The sequence below is a fragment of the Maribacter arcticus genome, assembly GCF_900167935.1.
In the GTDB taxonomy this organism is placed as follows: Bacteria; Bacteroidota; Bacteroidia; order Flavobacteriales; family Flavobacteriaceae; genus Maribacter; species Maribacter arcticus.
This window is the reverse complement of record NZ_FUYL01000006.1, coordinates 70134-93475: the sequence shown is the minus strand read 5'-3', so window position 1 is coordinate 93475 and position 23342 is coordinate 70134. Positions and strand designations below refer to the sequence as shown.

20 protein-coding genes are annotated in these 23342 nt (G+C 34.7%); 13 read left to right on the top strand and 7 right to left on the bottom strand.

What is annotated here, in order from left to right:
• Positions 1-18: 18 nt before the first annotated feature.
• The gene (locus B5X55_RS10595; RefSeq protein WP_079512603.1) at positions 19-660 is read right to left on the bottom strand and encodes an NUDIX hydrolase; all 642 of its coding nucleotides are present in this window, start codon (positions 658-660) and stop codon (positions 19-21) included.
• On the opposite strand from B5X55_RS10595, the gene B5X55_RS10590 reads away from it, so the two are divergent.
• Positions 659-1378, top strand: a complete 720-nt coding sequence (locus B5X55_RS10590) for a peptidylprolyl isomerase (RefSeq protein WP_079512602.1) — start codon at positions 659-661, stop codon at positions 1376-1378. The two genes, B5X55_RS10595 and B5X55_RS10590, sit on opposite strands and share 2 nt — an antisense overlap.
• 45 nt (positions 1379-1423) lie before the next feature.
• On the opposite strand, the gene B5X55_RS10585 is transcribed toward B5X55_RS10590, so the two are convergent.
• Together B5X55_RS10585 and B5X55_RS10580 are read right to left on the bottom strand one after the other, a co-directional pair.
• The gene (locus tag B5X55_RS10585; protein ID WP_079512601.1) at positions 1424-2035 is read right to left on the bottom strand and encodes a trimeric intracellular cation channel family protein; all 612 of its coding nucleotides are present in this window, start codon (positions 2033-2035) and stop codon (positions 1424-1426) included.
• A 3-nt stretch (positions 2036-2038) separates the two neighbouring features.
• Positions 2039-2764 carry an RDD family protein gene (locus B5X55_RS10580; RefSeq protein ID WP_079512600.1) on the bottom strand — a complete coding sequence of 242 codons (726 nt, stop codon included), beginning with the start codon at positions 2762-2764 and terminating at the stop codon, positions 2039-2041.
• Positions 2765-2796: 32 nt separating this feature from the next.
• On the opposite strand from B5X55_RS10580, the gene B5X55_RS10575 reads away from it, so the two are divergent.
• From B5X55_RS10575 to B5X55_RS10550, 6 genes are read left to right on the top strand one after another with little or no spacing between them, the layout of a single operon-like run.
• Positions 2797-3783, top strand: a complete 987-nt coding sequence (locus tag B5X55_RS10575; RefSeq protein WP_079512599.1) for a stage II sporulation protein M — start codon at positions 2797-2799, stop codon at positions 3781-3783.
• Positions 3746-4684, top strand: a complete 939-nt coding sequence (locus B5X55_RS10570) for a hypothetical protein (RefSeq protein ID WP_079512598.1) — start codon at positions 3746-3748, stop codon at positions 4682-4684. Before B5X55_RS10575 ends, B5X55_RS10570 begins: the two co-directional genes overlap by 38 nt.
• A gap of 1 nt (position 4685) precedes the next feature.
• A complete protein-coding gene (locus B5X55_RS10565; protein WP_143814461.1) occupies positions 4686-5408 on the top strand; it encodes a hypothetical protein in 723 nt (240 codons plus the stop codon).
• A gap of 1 nt (position 5409) precedes the next feature.
• A complete protein-coding gene (locus tag B5X55_RS10560) occupies positions 5410-6630 on the top strand; it encodes a DUF4350 domain-containing protein (RefSeq protein WP_079512596.1) in 1221 nt (406 codons plus the stop codon).
• Positions 6620-7618, top strand: coding sequence for an AAA family ATPase (locus B5X55_RS10555; protein WP_079512595.1), 999 nt, complete (start codon positions 6620-6622; stop codon positions 7616-7618). The genes B5X55_RS10560 and B5X55_RS10555 overlap by 11 nt, the downstream gene beginning before the upstream one ends.
• Positions 7619-7624: 6 nt before the next feature.
• Complete coding sequence (locus tag B5X55_RS10550; RefSeq protein ID WP_079512594.1) at positions 7625-8959, top strand: DUF58 domain-containing protein; 1335 nt, start codon at positions 7625-7627, stop codon at positions 8957-8959.
• Positions 8960-8961: 2 nt separating this feature from the next.
• On the opposite strand, the gene B5X55_RS10545 is transcribed toward B5X55_RS10550, so the two are convergent.
• Positions 8962-9432: a hypothetical protein gene (locus B5X55_RS10545; protein ID WP_079512593.1), complete on the bottom strand. Its 471-nt coding sequence runs from the start codon at positions 9430-9432 to the stop codon at positions 8962-8964.
• 190 nt (positions 9433-9622) lie between these two features.
• On the opposite strand from B5X55_RS10545, the gene B5X55_RS10540 reads away from it, so the two are divergent.
• The 4 genes from B5X55_RS10540 to B5X55_RS10525 all read left to right on the top strand — a co-directional run bounded on the left by B5X55_RS10540 (position 9623) and on the right by B5X55_RS10525 (position 14176).
• A complete protein-coding gene (locus B5X55_RS10540) occupies positions 9623-10336 on the top strand; it encodes a pirin family protein (RefSeq protein ID WP_079512592.1) in 714 nt (237 codons plus the stop codon).
• Between the two features lie 285 nt (positions 10337-10621).
• Positions 10622-11725: a Gfo/Idh/MocA family protein gene (locus tag B5X55_RS10535; protein WP_079512591.1), complete on the top strand. Its 1104-nt coding sequence runs from the start codon at positions 10622-10624 to the stop codon at positions 11723-11725.
• A gap of 25 nt (positions 11726-11750) precedes the next feature.
• Entirely contained in the window at positions 11751-13943 is a 2193-nt protein-coding gene (locus tag B5X55_RS10530) for a transferrin receptor-like dimerization domain-containing protein (protein ID WP_079512590.1), read from the top strand.
• A gap of 5 nt (positions 13944-13948) precedes the next feature.
• A complete protein-coding gene (locus B5X55_RS10525) occupies positions 13949-14176 on the top strand; it encodes a putative signal transducing protein (RefSeq protein ID WP_079512589.1) in 228 nt (75 codons plus the stop codon).
• 49 nt (positions 14177-14225) lie between these two features.
• On the opposite strand, the gene B5X55_RS10520 is transcribed toward B5X55_RS10525, so the two are convergent.
• Entirely contained in the window at positions 14226-15164 is a 939-nt protein-coding gene (locus B5X55_RS10520; protein WP_079512588.1) for a 3-keto-disaccharide hydrolase, read from the bottom strand.
• Positions 15165-15363: 199 nt separating this feature from the next.
• On the opposite strand from B5X55_RS10520, the gene B5X55_RS10515 reads away from it, so the two are divergent.
• Positions 15364-18759 carry a HEAT repeat domain-containing protein gene (locus tag B5X55_RS10515; protein ID WP_079512587.1) on the top strand — a complete coding sequence of 1132 codons (3396 nt, stop codon included), beginning with the start codon at positions 15364-15366 and terminating at the stop codon, positions 18757-18759.
• Between the two features lie 32 nt (positions 18760-18791).
• Here the strand turns inward: B5X55_RS10515 and B5X55_RS10510 are convergent, their stop codons facing one another.
• Both B5X55_RS10510 and mnmA read right to left on the bottom strand, forming a co-directional pair.
• Complete coding sequence (locus B5X55_RS10510) at positions 18792-19733, bottom strand: NAD(P)H-dependent flavin oxidoreductase (RefSeq protein WP_079512586.1); 942 nt, start codon at positions 19731-19733, stop codon at positions 18792-18794.
• A 53-nt stretch (positions 19734-19786) separates the two neighbouring features.
• Positions 19787-20977 carry a tRNA 2-thiouridine(34) synthase MnmA gene (gene mnmA, locus B5X55_RS10505; RefSeq protein WP_079512585.1) on the bottom strand — a complete coding sequence of 397 codons (1191 nt, stop codon included), beginning with the start codon at positions 20975-20977 and terminating at the stop codon, positions 19787-19789.
• Positions 20978-21320: 343 nt separating this feature from the next.
• Between mnmA and B5X55_RS10500 the strand changes: the two genes are divergently transcribed.
• Positions 21321-23192, top strand: a complete 1872-nt coding sequence (locus B5X55_RS10500) for a fasciclin domain-containing protein (RefSeq protein WP_200811607.1) — start codon at positions 21321-21323, stop codon at positions 23190-23192.
• Positions 23193-23342: the final 150 nt, after the last annotated feature.

The window sequence follows — 23342 nt, the reverse complement described above, 5'->3', positions numbered from 1 at the left end:
AAAATAAATAAATATGCCTTACAACACCTGCTTTAATAACTCTTTAATCTCGTTTAACATCATTGCGGTGGCTCCCCAAACAATATAACCGTTTAATTTAAAGGCTGGTACTTCAATATCAACTGCATAAGATGTTGTTAATTTTTTAGTTACGATTCTGTTTTCATCCAAAAAGTCTAACAAGGGTATTTCTAAAATCAATTCGACCTCATAATCTTGCTTCACAAATGGTTTAGGATTTTTATACAGCCCGATGAAAGGCTGCACTATAAAATTACTAGGTGGTATAAAAATTTCTGAAATCTCTTTAATCACCGTCACATCTGTTGGCTTCACCCCTACTTCTTCGTGGGTTTCTCGCAATGCGGTAGATAAAAGTCCGTCATCATATTTTTCAGCCTTACCACCAGGAAAGCCTACTTGATTAGAGTGAACCCCATTATAAGTTTTACGAAGAATCAGCAATAAATTGGTGTTTTGACTAATTGTAGGGTAAAACAAAGCCATTACAGCTGCCTTTCTCGGATTGCGACGTTCTAGATTTATTTCTTTAAATTCTTCGAAACGACCCTGTGGAGCCATTTTATATTGAGAAGCCTCCCCCGGAAGCGGTAGATCTTTTATTTTTGATATCCGTTGTTCAAAAAAATTGAAATCCATGAATTCACTTAAATTCTATTTGTATTTTATTATCACAGTTATACTTACTGTAGGGTGCAAAGATACTTCTAAGAAAGCTGAAAGTACAACTTCTGTACCAGCGGTAACTATCGATTCGACTAAAAATGAAGCAAATAGCACATCGCAACAAGAAGATGAAGAAAAATTTCAACTTACTGAGGACAATGCCATTGACTTCTTTTTTAACTATGAAAAAACCTTAAAATCTAATAAAGTAAAAATCACTACAAATTTAGGAAGCTTTACTGTAGAATTATATGACAATGTACCATATCACCGGGCAAATTTCATTTATCTAACCCGAAAAGGATATTTTGATTTCACACAATTTCATAGGGTTGTGAAGAATTTTATTATTCAGGGAGGAAATTCGGATGATCGCAAAACCGGAAAGAAAAGAACCAACATTGGCAGATATCTATTACCCCCTGATACCAGAAAAGGGCATAAACACGATCGAGGAACAATTTCAATGCCGAGTAGTGAAATGGACAACCCGCATATGTTAGCATCACCCTTTGAGTTTTTTATAGTTGTTACAAATCCAGGTTCCTATCACCTAGACGATGAATATACACCTTTTGGTAGGGTCATTGAAGGAATGGACGTAGTTGACAAAATTAACAATCAGCCTGTTGGTGAAGGTGATTGGCCCATGCAGAATATTTATATTGAAAAGGCAGAAGTTGTTGAGTAGTAGATGTTGGTAAAATGGTCTTTTATAAGATTAGCCGTTTTCTCATTAATTGTTATCGCGATATATATTTGGTAATGAGATCTTAAACCGAACAGCCAAGACCCTCATAATAATTATAGTTAGGATTGCCAAGGAATAAGGTATAGTATTATCAATAGGAAATTGAATAAGAAGAAAATAAACTAGTCCACCTAAAATACATACTGTAGCATAAATTTCCTTTCTAAAAATTACTGGTATTTCATTGCATAATATATCTCGTATTACTCCACCAAAACACGCTGTTATAGTACCTAAGGCTATGCACATGACTGGTGATAAGTCTGCTGCCAAACCTTTTTCAATACCCACCATGGTATAAAGACCAATACCAATGGTATCGAATAGAAATAGCGATTTTCTAACGTATTTTAATTGTTTTACAAATAATATTGCCAGTAAAACGGTAATGACTATTATAAGTAGGTGCATTGGTGTATTTAACCATCCTACGGGTCTAATACCTATTAATAAATCACGCAAAGTACCGCCACCAACAGCAGTAACAAAAGCTATTATCAGTACGCCGAAGACGTCTAACTTTTTATCCATAGCTACCAAAACACCAGATATAGCAAATGCAATGGTTCCTAATATATCAATGATAAAATAAAACATCACTTATAACTTTTGGGTAAAGTAATTATAGTCTTTAAGAACAGTTTCTAAATACTTCATATCGTATAATTCAGAATTTGTTTGCAAGATACTATCAACCTTTTCTCTTAACGCCTTTAATGTCTTAAAATCGTTGCTTTTTTTAGCTGCACTAAAAGTTTCTTTAATTAATCGAATATCCTTATCGGTCAATATCGTAACATTGGTAAATTGTGGTACATACGTGTCTTCCACTTCTTCTAATATAGTGTGCGACACGGTTGTTTTGTTCTTTGTGCTAATGACCACAGTACCTGCAGCGGCATCACCTAAACGCTGTCTCTTTTCTGAAAATAGAATGGTTAAAATACCAATTGAGCCCACAAAAAGCCAAATATCAACCAAGCGCAGCATCCAACGAACCAAATAATTACTCCAATGTACTGGTGATCCATCTACCTTTACCACTCTCATTTTAAGCAACATTTTACCAACCGTTCTGCCATTAAAAATAATATGCATTAATAAGCTATAGAACATTGCCGGTAAGAAAATTAAAGCCATTAATCCTCGTTGTGTCCAAACGTCATCATAAATATAACCGATAGCATCGCCTAGTATATTCACTAAAAGGGAATAGAGATATAAAATAAAAGCATCAATAAAAAATGCTGCAATTCGCTCACCAATACTAACAATGATATAATTAAGATTAACATTTTGCGTTGTATTGATTTGAAGGTTATTCATTAAGTCTTAAATTAACAAGGTAAATACTGTTTATGCGCGAAGCTGCTTTTGTAAGGCAAAATAAGGAAAAATGGATAGTATTTGAAAAGGCCATTAACCTTGGGGCCAACACAAATCCAGATGATCTTGCCAATGGTTATATTCAACTGACCAATGATTTAGCTTATGCGCAAACTTATTACGCAGAAAGTAAGACTTTATTGTATTTAAATGGTTTGGCTTCACAAGCTCACCAAAAAATTTATAAAAATAAAAAGGAAAGCCGTAATCGTGTTATTGACTTCTGGCTTACCGAATTCCCACTATTTTTCAAACAATATCACAAAACCTTAGGCATTGCCTTCTTGATTTTTATTATCGCATCTGCAATTGGTTCGCTATCTGCATTAAACGATGCTACTTTCGTTAGATTAATTCTAGGGGACGCTTATGTCAACGAAACCTTAAATAATATTGCAAACGGAGATCCCGCGGCAATTTATAAAGGTGGTAGTGAAATAGGCAGCTTTTTAGGGATTACCATTAATAATATTAGAGTAGCTTTTTTAGCCTTTGCCTTTGGCGTTATTACGAGCATAGGAACCGCCTACATTCTTTTTAGTAACGGAATAATGCTCGGTGCATTCATAACATTTTTCTATACCAAAGGCGTTTTCTTTGAAGCTAACAAACAAATATGGTTACATGGTACTATTGAAATCTCGGTAATTATAATTGCAGGTTGTGCTGGCTTAATAATGGGAAATAGCATTTTATTTCCTAAAACCTATTCTAGACGCATCTCTTTTATGAAAGGAGCCAAAGACGGATTAAAAGTAGTTGTAAGTACTATACCCTTTTTTATTATTGCAGGTTTTATCGAAGGTTTTATAACTCGCTATACCGATATGCCCAATTGGTTGGCATTTTTAATTATTGCCGCCTCTTTATTTTTAATTGTATTCTATTATATAGCTTACCCCATAATACTTAATAACAGACATGAAAGACAATTACATACCATTACGGGTAAACCGTGAATTCGGAGAAATAATCTCCACATACTTTGACTTTTTTAAACAGAATATTAAAAACTTCACCAATGTTTTCATTAGCTATAATGGTATATTCTTAGTAGGATTATTAATTGCAAGTTATCTATTGGTCTCAGGTTTTATTGGGATGATTGCTCATGAATATAATTATGAGAATGTTTCTGGAGAGATTGGGTTAGAACAAAATTATTACCTTTATTTAGGTTTTGGCGGTTTTCTTTTCTTTGTCATTTTTATATGTGTCGCCGTTTTAAACTATTCGTTATCGAGTAGCTATATGATCAAATATGTAGAAAAGAAAAGTTCAGATATTGACAAAAAAGAAGTGTGGGAATATGCCAAAAGTCAGTTTGGCAATATTATCCTTTTTGTTTTACTACTTATTCCTATATACCTAGTAATTTTAATGGCTTCATTCATTCTAGTCATAATTCCAATTTTAGGGATTTTTGCTCAATACATTTTTCAATTCTTTATTTCAGCATGGATCGGAGTATCTTTTTTCGATATGTTAGAAAAGAAAAAGGGAATTACAGATGCCTTGGGTGAAGGCTGGAGATTAGTAACCGCTAATTTTTGGAAATCTGTAGGAGTAAACTTCATATTAGGGTTACTTCTGGGAATTTTACTAATGATAACACTAATAGTACCAGCAATAATAATTGGAGTGTACACATTTCATGTGGTTGAAAACAATGTAGATTATTCGCATTCTATAGTAACAACTATAATTTACACGTTAGGTACTTGTTTCATATTAATTATAGCAGTTTACGGCCAATGCCTGTCTCAATTTGTGAATGGCATATTGTATTATGCTTTACATGAAAAAACATATAACGAAAACACAAGGGCTTCCATAGCGCAAATAGGCCAAAACTACTAATTTGAAAAACATCTTTCTTCTTTTAGTATTTCAATTTGTGACCCTTTGCAGCTTTGCACAAGGGGAACAAGACAGTATTGTTAGAATTGATACATCATCTGTTTTGACTATGCGCCAATTAGATGTTAATCATTCTAAAAAGTATGTAGGAGAAGAATTTAATTACGCCACAAAAACTGGAGAATCACAAAACCTTTTAGCACGATTTATAAATTGGGTAGGTAAAGGTTTATATCGCATTTTTGGTATAGAGTTATCACCTCAACTGCTTCAAGCTTTAGAATACCTTATCTACTTTCTGTTGGTCATATTGGCCATTTATTTAATTGTGAAAGTATTAATCAATGAAAATTTTAATTCTATTTTCAATAAAAAGGCTAAATCATTTCACGATATAAATCTTACTGAAGAGCACATAGAAACTATTGATGTAAATAACCTTTTACGTACAGCATTAGAAAACTCTGATTACCGACTTGCTATTCGATATCAGTTTCTTCTCACTTTACAAAAACTTTCAAAAAACGATGTTATTCAATGGCATTTTGATAAAACGAATTCTGACTACTTAAACGAAATAGCACAGCCGACTATACAACAAGGTTTTAAAAAGGTAACCTACTTATACGACCACATATGGTATGGTGAACAGACTATCGACTTAAATAAATATGAAAAATCAGTTTTAGACTTTAAATCTATTAACAAACTAATTAAACAATAAATTGGAGAGGCGTTCAAAAATAATTCTAGGCTTTTTAATTGCGGTACTCGTTGGTATTATCGTAACCGAAATAGTTCGCCCTAGACCTATTAATTGGAGACCTTCATATACTTCAATTTCAAAGATACCTTTTGGGTGCTTTGTACTTTTTAATGAACTGCCTTCACTTTTTCCGAATAGCGAAATACAATCGGTCGAAGAAAGTATTTATGATGTGCTTATAAAAAATGACTCTTCGATAACTTCTAATTATATACTGATTAATGATAATATATATTTGGATGAACAGGAAACGAATCAAATTTTAGAATACGTTGCAAAGGGTAATCAAGTATTTATAGCGACAACAGAGCTTAGAGGTAAATTAGCCGACACTCTTAATATTGAAATTTTACAGGAGTATACCATTAAAGAAGACACCGTAAATGTTGACTTTACTCACACTGACTTAAATAAAAATATTTATGAATTTGAAAGAGGGGTCAATACTGCCTTCTTCACAAGTTTAGATACATTAAACACTGAGATTTTAGGTCATATACATTTTAAAGACAACACATTTTTAAATAATGAAAAGAACGTAAAACAAGTTAAACCAAACTTCATTAAAACATCGTTCGGCAAAGGAAGTTTCATCATCAACACCCTACCCATTGCGTTCACAAATTATTATTTATTAAGCGATAAAAGTAGCTATAGCGCCAATAGTTTTTCTTACTTACATAATAATTTGTTGTATTGGGATGATTATAAAAAATCGGGAAGAAAGGTAATATCCTCCCCAATGCGATTTGTTTTAAATCAACCTGCTTTAAAATGGAGTTATTATCTAGTATTATGCGGACTTCTGCTTTTTGTGATTTTTAAAGCGAAGCGAGAACAACGAATTATACCAGTTATTAAACCTTTAGAAAATTCATCGGTCGAGTTCGCAAGAACCGTAGGATCTCTTTATCATCAAAGTAAAGACTACACAAACCTAAACAGTAAAAAGATAAACTACTTTTTAACCTATATAAGAAATAGATATTATATAAATACAACAGTTTTAAATGAAAGGTTAGTAACTCAATTAGCAGCGAAAGCAGGCAAAAACATTGAAGAAACAAAATCTTTAATAGACTTCATGTTGAGTCTGAAAAACAAACCTATACATACAGAACAAGATACTTTAAACCTAGCGCAGAAAATAAACACATTTAAACAATCTTATGGAAGATAATACACAAGATGAAAACAACTTAGAATTTAACTCTAGAATAGACCTTTCTAAGCTACAAGAATCGGTAGTTAGAGTTAAAGCTGAATTGGGCAAAGTAATCATTGGCCAACAAGACATGATAGAATTACTAATTGTTTCTATCTTGGCAAATGGGCATTCATTAATTGAAGGTGTACCCGGAGTCGCCAAAACAGTTACTGCAAAATTATTGGCAAAGACCATGAATGTCGATTTTAGTAGAATTCAATTTACGCCAGATTTAATGCCGAGTGATATTTTAGGTACTTCTATTTTTAATGTAAAAACATCTGAATTCGAGTTTAAAAAAGGCCCTATCTTTTCGAACATTATCCTAATTGATGAGATTAACAGAGCTCCTGCAAAAACACAAGCTGCTCTTTTTGAAGCTATGGCAGAGCGACAAATTACTATCGATGGTAATGAATTTGAAATGCAACCTCCATTTTTGGTCTTTGCAACTCAAAATCCTATAGAACAAGAAGGCACCTACAGATTACCTGAAGCTCAACTAGATCGTTTTTTATTCAAGATTAATGTTCACTACCCTACTCTTGAAGAAGAAATTCAAATTCTAGAAAATAAACACCAACAGAAAACTACTAATATTGAAGCCCTTATTGATTCTGTATTATCGGCAGAACAGATAGCTGCATACCAAAATGTAATAAAGGATATTATCGTAGAAGATAATTTACTGAAATATATTGCTGCAATAGTCAATAATACCCGAACCAACGCAAACCTTTATTTAGGTGCATCTCCAAGAGCTTCAATTGCCATATTAGAGGCCTCAAAAGCAGTAGCGGCAATTAATGGTAGAGACTTCATTACCCCAGATGATATTAAAAAAGTTGTAGGACCAATATTATGTCACCGTATTATACTTACTCCAGAGCGTGAAATGGAAGGGTTAACCGCCGAAAAAATGGTGCAAGATTTAATTCAAACCATAGAAATTCCTAGATAAGTAATTGTGAAAAAGGCGTTCAAAAACATATTTCTACAAAAGAGGTTTTTCTTTGCATTAACAGGGGTAATTCTCTGTTTTCTGGTATCCTATATCTTTGAAAACATTACATTTCTTGCCAAGTCCTTTTTCTATCTTTTCTTAACATTATGCCTTATTGATATACTTCTCTTATTTCTTTCGAAAGATGGTGTAATTGCAGATAGAATTGTTTCTGACAAACTTTCAAATGGAGATGAAAATACAATTGAAATTAAGGTCACCAATCAATACCTGTTTTCAAGTCATTTGAATATCATAGATGAACTCCCTTTTCAATTTCAAAAGAGAGACCTTAGCTTTAAAAGTCGTATAAAAACCGGTAAACAAAAATTATATTCCTACTCCGTTAGACCCGTAGAAAGAGGTATTTATAGTTTTGGCAATTTAAATATTTTCGCTTGTTCGCCTATTGGCTTTATTGCCCGTAGGTTCACCTTTGACCAAGACAAAGAAGTACCGGTATACCCTTCTTTTCTACAACTTCGAAAGTATGATCTCTTGGCATTTAGCAATAGACTTTTTGAGCATGGAATAAAGAAAATACGCCGTATCGGTAATACGATGGAGTTTGAACAAATCAAAGATTATATTCAAGGTGATGATATAAGAAACATAAATTGGAAAGCTACTGCGAAAAAAGGTCAATTGATGGTTAACCAGTTTCAAGATGAAAAATCTCAACCTATATATTCAATTATTGATAAAGGGCGTGTAATGAAAATGCCCTTTAACGAACTTAGCTTATTAGATTATGCCATAAATGCTACACTTGTAATCAGCAACATCGCTTTGAAGAAAAATGATAAAGCGGGTATGTTCGCTTTTAGTAATAAAATAGAAAATAGAGTAGTTGCTGAACGTAGAAGTTCACAAATGAATCTTATTCTTGAAACATTATTCAATCTCAAAACAAATTTTGTAGAAAGTGATTTTAGTAGATTGTATATCGACACAAAGAGATATCTGCCCCAAAGAAGTCTTCTCTTACTTTATACCAATTTTGAAACTTTAGATGCACTGCATCGTCAACTTCCTTACTTACAAGCAATCGCAAAACAACATTTACTTGTTGTTATATTTTTCGAGAATACTGAGCTCATTTCTTACACCCAGAAAAAACCAAATAATACATTAGAAATTTTTGAGCAAACCATAGCAGAGAAATTTATTTACGAAAAGCAATTGGTAGTAAATGAATTACGTAAATACGGTATACAAACCATACTCACCAAACCAGAAGATTTAACTATCAACACTTTAAATAAATATTTAGAAATAAAGGCAAAGGGACTTTTATGAGCTTATCTTAAAATATAGGCAGCCTGTAATTCTGAGGTAATATCTCCCGTTCCATTTTCTACAAATATTGGCAAATCTAATTCTTGATTAAAATCTAATTCAGCGACCAAACAACCGCATTTTCTGCCATTGCCACTTCTTCCTCTTCTACCACTATCATTACCTGTAAATACTTCTAATGCTAATGCAGAAACCACACCACCTAACGTAGTAAAAACAACATCTCTTGTTTCCCAAGTAGCGCCTTTTGGTTTATCATAAAAAGCCTCTTTTGCTAATCCTGCAACTAAGCTACTTCCTACAGCACCAGCCCAAGTCCAGCCTCGCTGACCTTTCGATATCTTATTTGCAGCATATCCTCCAACTCCTCCAATAACAATACCTGCGCCTAAATGTTTAACAGCATCAGCACTACTTTGAGCATATATTGTTGAAATTGAAAATAATAAGCATAGAAAAGAAATAGATTTCATTTAAAAGAGAATTTTTGTGTATAACGTTTTTCTTATTTTTATATTATGTCAGCCACTTCTTTTAGCAAGAAACAATTCAAAAGCAATTTACCTTACTTAAAAAAGATATTGTAACTCATTATAATCAACACTTTAACTGTAAACTTAGGAAAGAAAAAACGACTAACTTTATATCTCAAATAGAATAAAAATGAAAACAATTTTACATAAATCAGACACCAGAGGACATGCTGATCATGGATGGTTAAACTCATATCATAGCTTTAGTTTTGCGAACTATCATAACCCCGACCGTATGAATTTTGGGGTACTGAGGGTATTAAACGATGATATGGTTGCTGCAGGTCGTGGATTTGGAACACATCCTCACAGTAATATGGAAATAATTTCTATACCACTAGAAGGTGATCTTCAACATATGGACGATATGGGGAATTCTACTGTTATTAAATCAGGTGATGTACAGGTAATGAGTGCTGGTACAGGAGTTTCACACAGTGAGCATAACAAGAACAAAAATGAACTGGTTAAATTTCTACAAATTTGGGTAATTCCGAATAAAAAAGATGTAGTTCCGCGATACGATCAAATTTCTATAAAAAATATTGAAACCAAAAACAGTTTTTATCAAATACTCTCTCCAAATGAAGATGATAATGGAGTTTGGATTCACCAAGATGCATGGTTTCATTTAGGTGATTATGAATCTGACAAAACAGATTCCTATTCTATAAAAAAAGAAGGAAATGGAGTGTATATTTTTGTTTTAGAAGGTGATATTGTTGTGAATGACCAAAATTTAAATAAACGAGATGGTTATGGAATTTGGGAAACCGACTCCTTTACACTACATAGTAATAGTACTGCCAAAGTATTAGTTATGGAAGTACCAATGAATAGCTGAAAATTTAGTGGATTTTATAAAATAAGAGTTAACTATTTTGAAAAAAAGGCGCCAAATAAAGGCGCCTTTTTGGTTTTTTAAGCTGCTACTTTCTTATATTTAGCTGAAATATGGCTCTTTTAAATAGCCCCTTATCCGTGTTTTTTATAATAGAAATCAAGTGAATGTCCACTTAAATTATTTTCATTGGTAAACTTATGAGAGTTGATTGTATTTACCATAAGTACTAATCTAATAGAGCACAAAACAATTGAAGTGCCTATTTAAATTTTTAAAAACCTTCTTATGAAACAATTTTTCGCAACCCTAATATTGATACTGTCCATAAATAGTAGTATCGCGCAAGATAGTGCAGTGAAATTGGGCGTTTCCGGTCTTACACATGGTCATGTTGGGTGGATTCTTAGTAGGGATTCTCAAACTGATATTAAAATGGTGGGTATTGTTGAACCCAACAAGCAATTAGCGCAAAGACTTTCTAATGAATTTGGCTTTTCCATGGATATGGTTTTTGATACTATGGATGAAATGATAAAAAAAGTAAAACCAGATGCTGTAGCTGCTTTTGGCAATATAAAGGAACATTTGAACGTAGTGGAGTCATGCGCCCCAAAGGGCATACATGTGATGGTAGAAAAACCTTTAGCCACCAATCTTGAGGACGCTAAAAAAATTGAAGCATTGGCTAAAAAATATAAAATCCATGTTTTAACAAATTATGAAACTTCATGGTATGAGACCAATGTAAAGGCAAACGATTTATTAGAAAAGGGAACTATAGGCGATTTAAGAAAAGTTATCATTAGAGACGGTCACAAAGGCCCAAAGAAAATTGGTGTTTCTGATGAGTTTTTAGAATGGTTATCGGATCCTATATTAAATGGCGGTGGCGCCATTACAGATTTTGGTTGTTACGGAGCTAATCTGATGACTTGGCTAATGAAGGGCAAACGACCAAATAGTATTACTGCTGTTACACAACAGTTACAACCTGAAAACAATCCTAATGTAGATGACGATGCTACCATTATTTTGACCTACGATAATGAAATGGCCATACTAGAACCTTCATGGAATTGGCCCATAGGCAGAAAAGATATGGAACTCTATGGTACAAAGGGTGCTATTTATTCTGATAACCCTACTCAATTACGATTAAGACTTTCTAAAGGATACAGCGATTATACCGAAGAGACATTTCTTTTAGGGGAACGACAAAAACCATTTGATGATCCTTTTTCTGTTTTTGCAGCTGTTATCAATAACCAATTAATTTTAGAACCTTACAATGTATATGCATTAGAAAATAACATGATTACTATGGAGATTCTACAAGCAGCCATAACAAGTTCTAAAACAGGCACAACCATTAACCTTAAATCGAATTAAATTTCAACATCGATATTCTAACACTATGAAACAAATTCTAACTACCCTATTCTTAATTACATTTCTCACCGGTTTTTCTCAAAAATCAATTATAGGGTTTTCCGTTGAGAACACGAACAAACAACTTCAATTAGAAAAAAGTTTTGAAGAAAAATTAAATGCCACTAACCTAGACCAGTGGATGCAGAAAATGGCTGCTGAGCCTCATTGGGTCGGTACAGAATTTGGCGAGAAAAATGCTAAATGGATTAAAAATCAGTTTGAATCTTGGGGCTACGATGCCCAAATTGAAACCTATCAAATTCTTTTTCCTTATCCTACGGAAAGGGTATTAGAACTAACTGGACCTAACAAATACACTGCAAAACTAACTGCGGTCCCTGTAGAAGGTGACCCATTTACTGCACAAGGTGATGCCCTTTTGCCTAGCTATAATGCATTTTCTACCGATGGTGACGTAGAGGCCGAATTGGTTTTTGTCAACTATGGTATCCCTAAAGATTATGAAGAATTAGAAAAACTCGGTATAAGCGTAAAAGGGAAAATAGTTATCGCTAAATATCAAGGTTCATGGAGAGGTATTAAGCCAAAGTTAGCTGCTGAAAAAGGAGCTATCGGCTGTATTATTTACTCAGATCCCGAAGATGATGGTTATGGCCAAGGTGATGTGTACCCTAAAGGTGCTTATAAAAACAAAACAGGAGTGCAGAGAGGTTCTGTTATGGATATGCCTACTTACCCAGGTGATGTTTTGACTCCCGGTTATGCAGCTACTAAAGATGCTAAAAGATTGGATCGAAAAGATGCACCGACCATTACAAAAATTCCTGTTTTACCAATTTCATATGAAGATGCACTACCTCTTTTATCCGCATTAGATGGTACGGTAGCACCTGAATCATGGCGAGGTGGTTTACCGATAACGTATCATATAGGTCCTGGACCAGCAAAAGTACACCTGAAACTTGCTTTCGATTGGAAACTGGTGCCTGCACATAATGTAATTGCCACATTAAAAGGTTCTGAATTTCCAGACCAATGGGTAATGCGTGGTAATCATCATGATGCTTGGGTTCATGGTGCAAACGATCCTATTAGTGGTATGGTAGCCCTTATGGAAGAAGCCAGAGCAATCGGCGAACTTGCAAAAAAAGGGCAGAAACCAAAACGAACTTTAGTGTTTTGTGCTTGGGATGCTGAAGAACCGGGTCTTATTGGATCTACTGAATGGGTAGAAGATCATAAAAAAGAATTGCAAGAAAAAGTGGTTGCCTATATCAATACTGATGGTAATGGACGTGGGTTTTTAGGTGCTGGTGGTTCACATTCATTACAAGCAATGGTAAGTGAGGTTGCCGGCTCAGTAATCGACCCACAAACCAAAGTATCGGTTAAAGAGCGACGAATTGCTGCGAATATGGTTAATGGTGGAGATGATTCTTTTGAATTATATGCTCTAGGCTCGGGGTCAGATTACACTCCTTTTATACAACATGCAGGTATCGCAGCCTTAAATTTAGGATTTGGTGGTGAAAATGGTGGTGGAGAATACCATACCATTTATGATACATATCCCCATTACAAAAGATTCAAAGACCCTGAATTTGCATATGGTGTTGCGTTGGCGAACACAGCAGGTCTAATTACTTTACGTTTGGCAAATGCAGATGTATTACCCCTAAATTTCTCACAGTGGCATTCGACCGTTTCAGGATACCTTACAGAAATAATCAATGAAACAGAGAGTATGCGTAAAGATGTTCTGAAGCATAACACAATGGTAGAGAAAAACACATATCAATTAGCAGCTGATCCTACAAAACACATTAAGAGCCCTACTAAAAAAGATAGGGTGCCTTATATCGACTTTTCTCCTTTACAAAATGAATTGGTTTTACTAAATGAATCTATAACCGAATTCGAGAAAACAAATTCAACTGCGCTTTCTAGCAAGATTAGAAATGAACTCAATAAGCAACTCATGAAAGCTGAACATATGTTAACTTCTGAAAAGGGGCTGCCTAGAAGACCTTGGTTTAAGCATCAAATTTATGCTCCTGGTTTTTATACGGGTTATGGTGTTAAAACACTACCTGGAGTTAGGGAAGCTATTGAACAAAAAGATTGGAAAGAGGCTCAAGAACAAATTGAAATATTAACGTCTACTTTCAAGAGTTTCAATACATATATTAAAGAAATGAATGTAAGTATAAAATAAACGATATGGATTCAAAGTATAAAAAGGTATTTAGTGGCAATAGTATTAATGCCCATAGAGTAGAAGTCACCTTAAAGGATAACAATATTGAACCTATTCTAAAAGATGAAAGTGAATCTGCACGTTTGGCTGGTTTTGGAGCACCTTTATCTGATCTCATTCAGATTTTCGTTCATGAAGATGAAGAAGTAAAAGCCTTGGCACTAATCACCCAATTAAATTGGGATGTATAATAATAAAAAAAGCCTCCAATTATGGAGGCTTTTTTTACTTAAAAGTACCTTATCCTTTAGATAAAGGCGTTATTTCTAATTTTCTGAATTCTACAGTGCCATGGTCACCTTGAATCATAATTGGGCCAGCTTCCGCTTCGTTATTATCTAAAGCGCCACCTGTCATCGAATCTATATTCTGGTTCGATATAACAGTTTTACCATTGGCGATAATAGTTACTCGTCTACCAATTAAGGTAATATCAAAGGTTTGCCACTCTCCTGCCTTCATTGCAGCATTTTCATTAGGAGTAAGTAGTCCATAAATTCCTCCAAAATAAATAGATGAAGCTTCCAATCCCATATTATCTGCTATTTGCACTTCATAGCGACCTCTTAAATACAAACCACTATTACTACCTTCAGGATATCGAAATTCTGCATGCAATTTAAAATCCTTGAACTTCTCTTCCGAAATAAGGTTTACGCCAGATTTAGAACTCGTTAATACACCATCAATTACAGCCCATTGGTTACCTGGCTTGATGGTCCATCCATTTAAATTTTTGCCATTAAAAAGCTTTATGATCTTTCCCTCTTTTGCATCGTCATAAAAAGGTAGAAGCGGAGATTTTGTAGCCGTCCAAGTATACGTTTTACCATCAACATAAATCATAGTGCCTTCAAGTCCGTCACCGACCATTTTTCCTTCAAACTCCATATTAGAAGCTCCTGGCTCCCACTGCGGCGGAATTTCAAATGAAAACAAATCCCCATGTTTTTCTATTTCTGCAACAGGTCGTGCGCTACCGAATGCATAAGTAAACCTACCAATTAACGTGTTGTTACCTGAGTGTCTAATTTCTAACCAAGCTGGTAATTCTTCTCCTTCTTGATCAATAGTTAAATTCCATTTTCCTTCTAATGGATGACCTTCTTGCCCTACCATAAAATTTATGCTAAGAGTAGCAAAACAAAGAAGAGTAAACGCTTTTTTTATTGTATTCATAGTATTTAGATGTTTGATATGCTTTCAAATATAATGGAAGTTTTAAAATAGTATTTCCACTTAAAGAATTAAATACTATCAAAATCAAAAAAATGTCATAATTAATATATGATGTTAATAATTAAACTACTGTAGATTTTCATTATTGATTAATTACAATAATCGTTACTTTTAAACTTCAATTCAACTAAAAATTAAAATGACATCATTTCAAAAGTTTTTGCTAGGCATTTTTACCATATGCCTTTTAACTATTTCCTGTGAAGAAAAAAAACCAATTGAAATTCCTTTAACCATTCAACAAGATAGCACTGCGCTACTTGAAATGGCGAAACTTGCAAGGGAAAGTATTTCAGCAAAAGTAGCTGATGGTTTAAAATTGAGTCTTTGGGCCTCAGACTCTTTAGCCCCAGATCCAATTGCTTTGGATATTGATAATGATGGTAATATTTATATAACCCGTTCGAATAGAAATAAAAATTCTGAATTTGATATACGTGGCCATAGAGACTGGATGACCGAATCTATCGCATTAGAGTCTGTTGAGGACAGAAGAGCCTTTCTGCATAAGACCTTCGCACCTGAACTTAGTAATGAAAATGAATGGTTGCCAGATTTAAATAATGATAGCATTCATGATTGGCATGACCTTGCAGTTGAACAAGATGAAGTTTGGATGTTAGAAGATACCGACAAAGATGGTATAGCCGATATCTCTACTCAAATAATGAATGATTTTAACGATGAAATCAATGATCAAGCAGGAGCACTTTTGGTTAGAGATGAAGATATTTTTGTAGGTATTGGTCCAGGTATGTATCGCCTTACAGATACTAACGGTGATAAAATTTTAGATACAAAAACGAGCATTGCAACTGGTTTTGCAGTGCATATTGGCTTTAGTGGCCACGGTATGTCTGGGGCAATTGAAGGACCAGACGGAAAAATTTATTGGGGCATCGGCGATATTGGCGCAAACATTACTACGGTTGATGGTGAAAATCATAAATACCCAAATGAAGGGGTTATCGTAAGAAGCAATCCTGATGGTTCTAATTTTGAAGTATTTGCACACGGATTGAGAAATACTCATGAATTTGTTTTTGATGCGTACGGTAATATTATTTCATCAGATAATGATGGTGATCATAAAGGAGAAAGTGAAAGACTGGTTCATATCGTAGAAGGGTCTGATGCAGGGTGGCGTGCCAATTGGCAATATGGAAAATATACAGACCCAAAGAATAATGGTTATAATGTTTGGATGGATGAAAAACTGTTCATTCCACGTTGGGAAGGACAAGCTGCTTACATCATGCCTCCAATTCAAAATTTTCATAATGGTCCTACAGGGATGAGGTATAACCCAGGAACTGCTTTAGGCAAAAAATGGATGGATAAATTCTTTTTGGTTGAATTCGTTGGTGATCCTAGTCGTTCACATATTTGGTCTTTTGATTTGAAACCTAAAGGAGCTTCTTTTGAATTGAATACCGATGAATCTATTTTATCTGGGGTATTACCAACAGGAATTGATTTTGGCCCAGATGGGGCTTTATACTTGGCTGATTGGGTAAATGGTTGGGGAAGTAAAGATTATGGTAGGGTCTGGAAGTTAGATGTAACAGAAGAAACTAATGACCTAGCGCAAGAACGCTTAGAAACCCAAAGATTAATGACTCACAACTATAAGGATGATAACTCAGAAAATTTAGTAAAACTTTTAAGTTATGGTGATATGAGAATTCGCCAAAAAGCACAGTTCGAATTAGCCAAGAGAACCTTTTGGGGCTACCGTGCATTAAAAGATGTTCTTAAGAACGACGAAAATCAGTTTGCACGTATTCATGCTATTTGGGGTATTGGGCAAATTGCCGCAAATGATAAAGATGATGCAAAACCATTACTTGACTTATTACATGATAGCGATTCTGAAATTATAGCTCAAAGTGCAAAGGTTTTAGGCGATTTGAGATATGAGCCAGCAGCCGATACTTTAATTTCCTTAACTACTCATGAAAATGATAGAGTTAAATTCTTTGCAGCTCAAGCATTAGGTAGACTAAAATATGAAAAAGCTGTTGAACCTTTATTGGAAATGATTGTTGCCAATGATGACAAAGATCTTTATTTAAGACATGCCGCTGTTTTAGCGCTTTCTAGAATCGGTAACGCAGAACCACTTTTAGCTCTAGCGAATAGTGAAAATAGAGCTCTAAGACTTGCGGCCGTTCTGGTATTACGAAAATTACAAGAGCCGAAAATCTCCATCTTTTTGTCAGATAAAGATGAATATATCGTAACTGAAACTGCCAGAGCAATTAATGATGACCTTTCAATTGAAGGCGCCTTACCTGCATTAGCTACACTATTGAATAATGAAAAGTATACCTCAGAACCTCTTTTAAGAAGAGCCATAAATGCAGCATTACGAGTAGGTGGAGAACAAGAATTAGATATGCTGATTAATTTTGCAAAAAGAACAAGTGTAACCAGTAGCTTAAGAGGTGAAGCTTTAGCCGCATTAGGTACTTGGAACAACCCTTCTCTCTTAGACCGAGTAGATGGTAGATATAGAGGTGAAATTATTAGAGAAGGTAATTTACTGCAAGATAAAATTGGAAAAGATATTCCAACGTTACTTAAAGACCGCCAACCTGAAATTCTCATCGGTATTTCAAAAACTCTAAGCGCCATTGGTATTAGTACATATAATGATGAATTGTATTACATATTTAAAACAAACAAATCACCAGAGGTAAGAGCATCCGTCTTAAATACGCTAGGTCAACTTAACTTTGATAAGATGGAAGCTGCTATGATTATAGGAATGCAAGATTCAAATGAACAAGTGAGGACGTCTGCAGTGGGGTTATTAGGTCAATTAAATCTTCCAAAGGAAAAATTGCCTGCTATCGTTGGACCTATATTTAAAAAGGGTTCTGTTTCCGAACAACAACAAATGTTGAATGTTTTGGGCGATTTACCCGTAGAAAACAGTAATACCATTTTAGCGAGCCTTATTGACAAGGCAAGTAAAAATCAATTAGACCAAGGTATACTTTTAGATCTTATGGAATCGGTAAATGCTACCGACAACCCTAAACTTATCGCTCAATTAGATAAACTTAAAAAAGCTGGGTATTCTGCAGATTCTTTTGAAGAAACCCTTCACGGGGGTAGCTGGTGGGCTGGTAGAAATGTGTTTAACAACAACCCTACAGCGCAATGTGTTAGATGCCATGCAGTCGACGGGTCGGGTGGCGAAGTTGGTCCGGCGTTAGATAATATTGCCAATGTATTAAATAGAAAACAAATACTTGAAGCTTTAATTGAGCCAAGCAAACGACTTGCTCCAGGTTATGGCACAGTAACATTGACACTGAAAGACGGTCAAAAAGTACAGGGAGTGTTGATTGAACAACGTGCGAACGATATACTATTAAGAACTTCTGAAGCAGAACCATTAGAAATTCCTCTAGGAAGAATTGCTAAACAAGAAAATTCTATGTCCGCTATGCCTGCAATGGGTCGTATGATATCTAGAAGAGAACTACGTGATTTAATGGAATATTTGGGAAGTTTGAAAAAATAAAAATGTAGCTCCAAAGGTATAAGTATTTTAATCTACCATTTAGAAAGCTCCTGTTTCCTCTGATTAAATTCACTTATCATTTCTTCAATAATTTGGCTAGCTGGTTTTATGTCATGTATCAATGCAGATACTTGACCTATTTCCAGCTCACCATCTTCTAAATCGCCTAAAAACATACCTTTTTTAGCTCGCCCTCGTCCTAAAAGTGACTTTAGTTCTTCAGTAGTTGCTCCTTTTTGGTATGCACTTTGAACCTCACGATAGAACTTGTTTTTTATCAATCGTACTGGGGCAAGTTCTTTTAAGGTTAATTGAGTATCTCCTTCTTGAGAATTCACTACCATTTTCTTAAAATCAATGTGATTCGACGCCTCTTCACTTGCAACAAATCGACTACCAACCTGCACTCCATCAGCACCAAGTACCATTGCCGCTAACATTGCTTTACCAGTAGCTATACCACCTGCTGCAATCAACGGAATAGTGATTTTTTCTCGTACTGCCGGAATTAAAACCAATGTTGTAGTTTCGTCTCGACCATTATGACCGCCTGCTTCAAAACCTTCAGCAACTATAGCATCTACACCAGCTTCTTGTGCCTTTAAGGCAAATTTTAAACTACTAACTACATGGACAACGGTTATTCCGTTATCCTTGAGAATTGATGTCCATGTTTTCGGGTTTCCTGCTGAAGTAATTACAATCTTTACATTCTCTTCAATAATAATATCCATCAGTTTTTCGATATCAGGATATAGCATTGGTACATTGACCGCAAAAGACTTAGACGTAGCCTTTTTACATTTCTGAATATGCTCACGCAAAACATCAGGATACATACTACCAGCACCAATTACTCCTAATCCTCCATTATTAGAAACAGCACTGGCTAAACGCCAACCACTCGTCCAGACCATTCCTCCCTGAATTATTGGAAAATCAATATTAAAAAGGTCTGCTATTCTATTTCGCATGAAAAAATATTAAGTGCTCCATTAAAAACAAAGCGTGAAACGTATACTCTAAATTAAGAAATTACGCCAGAACCAATTAGTTCATCTTCTAAATACCAAGCCACGAATTGCCCTTCTGTAATTGCAGATTGCATTTCTTTAAAATCAACATACATACCGCCATTTACCTTGTATAAAGTAGCCTCTTGTAATTCTTGTCGATATCTAATACGCGATTTAATTTCTAATTTTTCATCAATTTTTAAAGCTAAATCTTGACGTACCCAATGTATCTCTTTTTCATTTACGAACAATGTTCTTCTATACAAACCTGGGTGAGATTTACCCTGACCTGTATAAATAACGTTTTCCTTTACATCGGTATCAATAACAAACAAAGGCTCTTTAGTGCCACCTACATGCAATCCTTTCCGTTGTCCTTTGGTGAAATAATGTGCACCTTGGTGCTCACCAACAACCTTTCCATCATTTAAAGTATAAGCCGGTTTCTCTGCAAAAAATTCGAGCTCCATTTCTTTATTTGAAAATGAAGGAACCGCCCTATTGTATATATCAAATTCAGCAGGTACCTCAACAATTTTTCCTGTTTTAGGCTTAAGCTGCTGTTGTAAAAATTCTGGCAGACGAACTTTACCTATAAAGCATAAACCCTGAGAATCTTTTTTATCCGCAGTAATCAAATTCATTTTCGCCGCAATACTTCTAACCTCTGGTTTGGTCAACTCCCCTATCGGGAATAAGGTTTTTGATAATTGTTCTTGCGATAACTGGCACAAAAAATAAGATTGGTCTTTATTTCCATCCTTTCCAGCTAATAATTGATAGGTTTCTGTTCCATCTACATTATGCAACGTCCCTTTTCTACAATAATGACCTGTTGCTACATAATCAGCACCTAACTGCATTGCTATTTTTAAAAACACATCGAACTTTATCTCTCTATTACAAAGAACATCAGGGTTTGGCGTACGTCCCATTTCATATTCCCTGAACATATAATCAACAATACGCTCTTTATACTCAACGCTCAAATCAACTGTTTGAAATGGAATACCCAACTTTTCCGCTACAATTAATGCATCGTTGCTATCCTCTAACCACGGACATTCTTCTGATATCGTTACCGAATCATCGTGCCAATTTTTCATAAACAAGCCAATTACATCATAGCCCTGTTCTTTCAGCAAGTATGCCGCAACGCTTGAATCTACTCCTCCCGAAAGTCCTATAACTACTTTTTTCATCTATGCATTTTGTCGTAACAAAATTACAAAATTTCATTTCAGGATTACTTTTTTATAATTGACAAGATTTTCACTATTTGATATAACCTTATTCGCATAGAAACTAAAATAAAATTATAATTCATACCCAACTACACTATTAAAAATGTTAAACTTTTATAAATTATAGTTAAACAATAAATACGTCAATATTTTCCACAAAGCTTATAAAATCAATATCTACAGACGATTTTTTTTACTACAATCAGTTTAAAACTACATTTATTTTAACATATCGTTAATTTTTACATCTAATATTTTGTTTAGTTTAGTTTAAAAATTGTTAAACAATAAATTTGAAAACATGAAAAATTTCGGTAAAATTCTAAAATCTACAGCAATGGTAATGCTGCTAATCTTCTCGGCATCTTGTAGCGATGATGACAATGAAAAACCCATTATTATAATAGATAACGATAATATTGTTGAAGCAGCGCAGAAAACAAGTGCTTTAAGCGCTTTAGTTTCCGCTTTGGCGAAAGCTGATGAGAGTGCGAACAATGACTTAATTTCTGCTTTAAGTAGTGAAGGTCCATTTACTGTTTTAGCCCCTACAAACGAGGCATTTACCGAATTGTTAGCTCGATTAGACGGATTTGATTCTCTAGATGATTTCAATAGTGAACAGTTACAAGATTTATTAGCCACCATTCTAAAATATCATGTTGTTTCTGGTGCAGCGGTAAGTTCAAGCGCACTAACAGAAGGTCAATCTATCACTACATTACAAGGTGAAAACCTTACCGTAAGCATAACTAACGGCGTTACATTTACAGATGCTGCTGGTGAAATTGCTACAGTAACTACAGCTGATGTAGAAACAGAAAACGGTATTGTACATATCATTAATAAAGTATTAATTCCTCAAGAGGCTCTAGATGCCTTAAGTGATGTCCTATTAACGTCAATTACAGATTTAGCGATTTCTGTACCAAGTTTAAGTATTTTAGTAGATGCGCTGGTTGCGGCTGATGGTGACTTACCAACAGTATTGGCAAGCGGTGGACCTTTTACTGTTTTCGCTCCAACCAATGATGCTTTCGAAGCCTTTTTAGTTGCCAACAATTTTAATAGCCTTGATGAAATTCCTACTGAAATACTAACTCAGGTTTTACTTAACCATGTTGTAGCTGGTACAAATCTATCAACCGATTTGTCTACAGGATATGTTTCCTCGTTATCAACTGCCGGTCCTAACGATGCCAATCTTAGCATGTTTATCAATATAGAAGATGGTGTAGTTCTTAATGGAACTTCTACAGTAACTGCAGCAGATAATAAAGCAATTAATGGTGTAGTGCATATTGTTGATGCTGTAATTGGACTTCCAAATATTGTAGATCATGCGGTTGCAAACCCTAATTTAACATCTTTAGTAGGTGCTCTTACTGCTAACAACAACACAACATTTACTACATTATTATCCGATTTAGAAACTGACTTTACAGTATTTGCTCCTCTAAATTCTGCATTTAACAATTTTACAAATCCTTCAGATAACGAGTTAAATAGCATTTTGGCCAATCATGTGATTTCTGGCGCTGCCGCTAATGCAGCCAGTCTTTCAAATACATATTTTAATACTGCAGCTACTAATGCAGATGGTGACAATTTGAGTATTTATGTGAATGTTGATGACGGAGTGAAATTAAATGGAGTGAGCTCGGTAGCAGCTGCTGACATAGTTGCCACTAACGGAATTATTCATGCTGTGGATACTGTAATCGACTTACCAAGTGTAGTTACTTTCGCTACAGCAGACCCTAACTTCAGCTCACTTGTTGGAGCTTTAACTGCAGAAGGTCAACCAGATTTCGTAAGTGTTTTAAGTACGCCTAACGGAACGGGTCCTGCACCTTTTACTGTATTTGCACCTACTAACGATGCATTTGCAGCCTTAGCAGAAATACCTAGTGGAGATGTTTTAACAGCAGTATTGAATCATCATGTTATTGCCGGTGCTAATATTGTTTCAGGAGATTTAAGCAATGGTTTAACCTCGCCTGCTACCTTAGAAGGTGACACTCTAACTTTTGCTATAGATAGCGACAGCAATGTTACTATTACAGATGGTTCGGGTAATACTGAAATTGGTATTATTGCCGTTGACGTTCAAGCAAATAATGGAGTTATACATGCTATCAATGCAGTTATGATTCCAAATACAAACAATTAACTTCATTCACTTTATAAACAAAAAGGCCACAGTATAAAATTGTGGCCTTTTTATTTCTTAGAATAATTATCTATTGTACATATATCGTCTGAAATGAAGATACAAATTGAGCTAGTTTCAAACAACACTATTTTATTCTCAACAAATAAG